The sequence below is a fragment of the Nonomuraea antri genome (genome assembly GCF_013283785.1).
In the GTDB taxonomy this organism is placed as follows: Bacteria; Actinomycetota; Actinomycetes; order Streptosporangiales; family Streptosporangiaceae; genus Nonomuraea; species Nonomuraea antri.
The window spans coordinates 1-2,161 of the sequence record NZ_JABCPZ010000491.1; the positions used below are offsets into that span (position 1 = coordinate 1).

The 2,161-nt window shown below is 70.4% G+C and carries 3 protein-coding genes; all 3 read right to left on the bottom strand.

The window, feature by feature from the left end; all coding sequences use genetic code 11:
- On the bottom strand, positions 1-315 hold a 315-nt coding region (locus tag HII36_RS54805), incomplete at its 3' end, for a hypothetical protein (RefSeq protein ID WP_173531320.1).
- A gap of 95 nt (positions 316-410) precedes the next feature.
- Positions 411-1,199, bottom strand: a complete 789-nt coding sequence (locus HII36_RS54810; protein ID WP_173531321.1) for an ERF family protein — start codon at positions 1,197-1,199, stop codon at positions 411-413.
- Positions 1,199-2,161: YqaJ viral recombinase family nuclease (locus tag HII36_RS54815; protein WP_173531322.1), on the bottom strand; the 963-nt coding region annotated here is incomplete at its 5' end. The genes HII36_RS54815 and HII36_RS54810, both read right to left, overlap by 1 nt.

A 2,161-nucleotide genomic window follows, 5' to 3' on the forward strand; every position in this document is an offset into this window, starting at 1 on the left:
GGGCGGGGTGAACAGGTTGAAGGGCGCGGGCACCCCCGACGCGGCCGAGGTGGTCTCGTCGCTGCGGCCGGTCAGCTTGTTGAGGTGCTGCTGGAGCACGACCGCGAAGCGCGCCTGGCTGGTCTGCTCACTGGCCGCGCTGTCGCGGTTCTGGGTGAGCCGCTCGACCTCGGCCCGCGCCTTGCGGAGGTCCTCCTCCAGAGAGGCGCGCTGTTCGGCGGCGACGCGGGCGGCGTTGGCGTGCTCGGCCAGCCGGTCGCGGAGGTACGTGATGAGGGCCTGATCCACCTGCTCGGCGGTGACCGGGATTGTCATGATGTCCTGTCCTTTGCTTGGCGCGTAAGGGGTTCGGAGGTTGGGGCCGGTGCGGCGCCGCGGGATGCCCCAGGGCGGCGCCGCACCGGAGCTCGCTACTGGCGGGTGTGGCCGATGCGGACGATCAGGTCGCCGATCGACTCGCTGTCGCCGATCTCGTTCTCGACCAGCTCGGCGAGCCGGTTCATCGACTTGAGCTCGTGATGCATCTGGCGCAGCCGGGACTTGGAGGTGCGCGGCTCAAGGGCCTCGTCGCGGTAGTCGGTGGCCTTGCGCGGGGCCGCCTCGCCGCGCTCCAGGTTGTGCGCGTCGGGGTCGGTGTCGCGGAGCGGGACCATGCCCGCGTGGAACAGGAACGTCCGGAGAGCGACGCTCTGGGACTTGGCCGCGCCCTTGTCGCCGTTGTCGAGGGACTCGCCGGCTGCCTCGCCCTCGATGTAGTCGCCCATCGGCCCGTAGATGCGGTACTGGATGGTGACGGTGGTCTCGCGGGCGGGCTTGCCGCCCGAGGTCGTCGCGGGGGCGTGCTCGGCGACGACCTTGTGCGGGATGACGAGCACGCCGTGACGGCGGATCACGGGGGCGAACGCCTCCATGGCGGCATCGACGCCTCGGTACCAGAACTTGGCGGGGCCGGACTCGACCTGGCTGGCCTTGGCGATGGCACGCACGTCCTTCATGACGCGGTTCCAGGCGACGATCACGGGCACCTGCTCGGGGTCGTCGTCGCTGGTCGCGGCCTCGTAGGCGAGGACTTCAGGCGACGGCCCCTCAGGCTCGCGCTCGGGCAGCCCCCAACCGTCAGTGGCCGGCGGCGTGGTCTCCTCGCCGGGCTGGCCGTTCGCCTCGGCAGCCTTCGCGGCGGCCTTGGAAGCCAGGGACATCAGATCTCCTTCTTACGGAAAGCGGAAGCCACGTTGATGGCGCGGAGGGTGGTCTCGCGCACGCACGCCCGGTAGGCGTCGGGGTACTGCTCGGCCATGAGCGTCAGGTCCACGGCGGGACGGCCACGCCGCTGGGTGTAGGAGAACGCGGGCTCGTCGCCGAAGCTGGCGTACTCGTTGCCGTCGAGCAGCGCGACCGCCTCGGCCTTGGCCAGTTCCTTGGCGGTCTTGGCCGCCTTCTCCTTGAGCCGCTCGTTCTCGTACCGGCCGAGGATCTCGATCACCTCGGGGCCGAGGTCCACGGTGCCCTCGCGGTCGGGGTACAGCGCGCCGTACAGCTCGACGAGCCGCTCGGGGTCGCCGGACGGGTACGGCTTGCGCCCGGAGATGATGCGGTCGCGCATGTCGGCCGCTGCGGTGACGATGTCGGCGATGATCTGCTCGTTGCCGTCGCGGCGCACGATGGTCTGGCGGTAGTCGTTGCCGCCGATCAGCACGCCCACGTGGACGTGGTCGTATCCGGTGACCTCGATCTGCCAGAGGGTTTGCGCGAGCACGTCGTCAGGGACGGCGCGGACCCACTTGTCCGCGACGAACGCGTTCCTGGTCTTGATCTCCAGCGCGCAGGACTCGCGGGTCTCGCGGTTGAGCGGGCATTCCAGGATGCGCCGGTCCAGCGTGCACGTCATCCACGGCCGGTCGACGTTGGCGACGATGCCGACGCGGCGGACGACGCTGCGGTTCCTGCGCGCCCATTCCCCGGCGATCGTCTGCTCGTGGAGCTTGCCCCAGAGCGCGGGTTCGCCGGCCTCGTCTTCGGGCAGTTCGCGGCGCTTGATGTGGTAGACGTGCTGCGGCGTCTTGTAGCCGACTTCGAGGATGTCGGACACGTCGGAGCTGCCGATGCGGGTGGTGCCGTCGCGGTGGTCGCCGCGGCGGGTGGCGAGCCACAGTTCGTCGGG

Excerpts from the sequence above, each read along its gene's own strand:
- HII36_RS54810 (WP_173531321.1), bottom strand. The coding sequence starts at position 1,199 with ATGTCCCTGGCTTCCAAGGCCGCCGCGAAGGCTGCCGAGGCGAACGGC.